This window comes from Streptomyces sp. W16 (assembly GCF_033194735.1).
Taxonomy (GTDB): Bacteria; Actinomycetota; Actinomycetes; order Streptomycetales; family Streptomycetaceae; genus Streptomyces.
On the sequence record NZ_JAWOAI010000859.1, the window covers coordinates 1 to 2,586 of the forward strand.

General features: G+C 69.3%; 3 protein-coding genes and 1 pseudogene. 3 read left to right on the forward strand and 1 reads right to left on the reverse strand.

The window, feature by feature from the left end:
* The 3 genes from R6V09_RS50525 to R6V09_RS50535 all read left to right on the forward strand — a co-directional run.
* A partial coding sequence (locus R6V09_RS50525) for a polysaccharide deacetylase family protein (RefSeq protein ID WP_317888153.1) occupies positions 1-595 on the forward strand: 595 nt, incomplete at its 5' end.
* Positions 595-1,776 carry a YVTN family beta-propeller repeat protein gene (locus R6V09_RS50530; RefSeq protein WP_317888154.1) on the forward strand — a complete coding sequence of 394 codons (1,182 nt, stop codon included), beginning with the start codon at positions 595-597 and terminating at the stop codon, positions 1,774-1,776. The genes R6V09_RS50525 and R6V09_RS50530, both read left to right, overlap by 1 nt.
* A 98-nt stretch (positions 1,777-1,874) precedes the next feature.
* Positions 1,875-2,483: an ADP-ribosyltransferase gene (locus R6V09_RS50535; RefSeq protein WP_317888155.1), complete on the forward strand. Its 609-nt coding sequence runs from the start codon at positions 1,875-1,877 to the stop codon at positions 2,481-2,483.
* Positions 2,484-2,486: 3 nt separating this feature from the next.
* Here R6V09_RS50535 and R6V09_RS50540 read toward each other — a convergent pair.
* Positions 2,487-2,586 (reverse strand): annotated as a pseudogene (locus R6V09_RS50540) (GNAT family N-acetyltransferase); the annotation flags it as partial.

Below are 2,586 nucleotides of genomic sequence, written 5' to 3' on the forward strand. Positions count from 1 at the left end.
CGCGCAGATCACCCACGGACCCCGCGACCGCCCCCGGATCGCACTCACCTTCCACGGCCAGGGCGACCCGAAGATCGCCACCGCCCTCCTCGCCGAGGCCGAGAAACACGGCGCCCGCGTCACCGTCCTCGCCGTCGGCACCTGGCTCGACACCCACCCCGGGATGGCCCGCCGCATCCTCGACGGCGGCCACGACCTCGGCAACCACACCCAGCGGCACATCGCCGTCAACACCCTGTCCGAGGCCGACGCGCTGGCCGAGATCACCGGCTGCGCCGACCGCCTCAAGCGGCTCACCGGCTCGATCGGCACCTGGTTCAGACCCTCGCGCGCCCCGGCCGCGTCCCCCCTCGTCCAGCGCCTGGCCCACCGCGTCGGCTACCCGCACGTGCTGTCCTACGACGTCGACTCCCTCGACTTCACCGAGCCCGGCGCCCCCGCCGTCACCCGCAAGGTGCTCGCCGAGGTCCGCGACGGCTCCGTCGTGAGCATGCACTTCGGGTACGCCGGCACGGTCGCCGCGCTCCCCGCCGTACTGCAAGAACTCGACCGCCGCGGACTGCGCGCGGTGACGACCACGGAGCTGCTGAGCTGATGCGATCCACCCCTCTCACCCGCGCCCTGGTCACCGGCGCCGCCCTCATGGTGCTGGCCGGCTGCGGCTCGCAGAACCATGCCGACGAGGCCCTCGGCACCAAGGCCGCCCTCCAGCCGCAGCAACAGAAGCAGAAGAAGCCGGAGGTGCGGGGGCTGCCCGGGATGCCGCCGGTGCTCGACCCCGCCGACGTGTACGCGGCCGACCGGCCAGGCAGGCTCTCCCCGGTGGTCAGGGACTTCCCGTCCCGGGTCTACGTCCCCAACACCGGCTCCAACACGGTCTCGGTGATCGACCCGAGGACGTACAAGGTCATCGAGACCATCCCGGTCGGAGTCCAGCCCCAACACGTCGTCCCCTCCTGGGACTTGAAGACGCTGTGGGTCAACAACGACCGGGGCAACACCCTCACGCCGATCGACCCGCGAACGGGCAAGGCAGGCAAGCCCGTTGACGTCCACGATCCGTACAACCTCTACTTCACGCCCAACGGCAAGTACGCGATCGTGATGGCCTCCCTCGACCGGCAGTTGGTGTTCCGGGACGCGCACACCATGAAGACGGTGAAGGCGGTCCCGGTCAGCTGCTACGGCGTCAACCACGCCGACTTCTCCACGGACGGCCGGTACTTCATCGTCTCCTGCGAGTTCAGCGGCGAACTGCTCAAGGTCGACACCGAGAAGATGAAGGTCATCGGGCAGCGGAAACTGCCGTTCCACGGCTCGATGCCGCAGGACGTCAAGATCTCGCCCGACGGCAAGCGGTTCTACATCGCCGACATGATGGCCAACGGCATGTGGGTGCTGAACGGCGACACCTTCGCCGAGCCGGACTTCCTGCCCACCGGCAAGGGCTGCCACGGCCTGTACATCAGCCGCGACTCGCGCGAGATGTACATCTCCAACCGCGGCGAAGGCACCATCTCCATCTTCGACTTCACCAAGAACAGGCTGACGAAGAAGTGGCATCTGCCGAACGGCGGCAGCCCCGACATGGGCGGCGTCTCGGCCGACGGCAAGGTCCTGTGGCTCTCCGGCCGCTACAACTCCGAGGTGTACGCCATCGACACCCGCACCGGCACCCAGCTCGCCCGCATCAAGGTCGGCGGCGGCCCGCACGGCCTCGCCGTCTACCCGCAGCCGGGCCGCTACTCGCTCGGCCACACGGGCATCTTCCGCTGAAGCCGGCCGAATCTCCGTTGAAATCCGGTCAGTTGGACACGCCCCCATACGAGTGATGATCCACAACCCGCCGCCGCAGAACCGGGATCGTGCCCCGCATGATCACTCTGCATCTGCGGCGGCGGACCGCTGCCGCCGTCCTGTCCCTCGCGGCCGTCCTCGCCACGACCGCCGCCACCGTCCCCACCCACACGACCCGTGCGCCGGTCCGGGCCGCCGCGCCCGCCTGCCCCCTGGTCGCCGACCCCGCGACGGCCGCCGTCGACCAGCGCGTGGACATCAGCCGCATCACCCCCGACCCGGTCTGGCGCACCACCTGCGGCACCCTCTACCGCAGCGACAGCCGCGGCCCGGCCGTCGTCTTCGAGCAGGGCTTCGCGCCCAAGGACGTCATCGACGGCCAGTACGACATCGAGAAGTACGTCCTGGTCAACCAGCCCTCGCCGTACGTCTCGACGACCTACGACCACGACCTGTACAAGACCTGGTACAAGTCGGGCTACAACTACTACATCGACGCTCCCGGCGGCGTGGACGTCAACAAGACCATCGGCGACACCCACAAGTGGGCCGACCAGGTCGAGGTCGCCTTCCCCGGCGGCATCAAGCGGCAGTACGTCATCGGCGTCTGCCCGGTCGACAAGAAGACCAAGGTCGAGATCATGAGCGACTGCGAGAGCAACCCGTACTACCAGCCCTGGCACTGACGCTCAGGGCGCGCTGAGCAGCACCGCCTCCGACCCCACCGGACGGTAGCCCGCCGCCAGGAACGCCCGCATGCTGCGGGCGTTCCCCGGCGCGACCTGCGCC

What these genes read in the sequence shown, in the direction of transcription:
- R6V09_RS50530 (WP_317888154.1), top strand. Translation starts at nt 595, where the DNA reads ATGCGATCCACCCCTCTCACCCGCGCCCTGGTCACCGGCGCCGCCCTC.
- R6V09_RS50535 (WP_317888155.1), top strand. Translation starts at nt 1,875, where the DNA reads ATGATCACTCTGCATCTGCGGCGGCGGACCGCTGCCGCCGTCCTGTCC.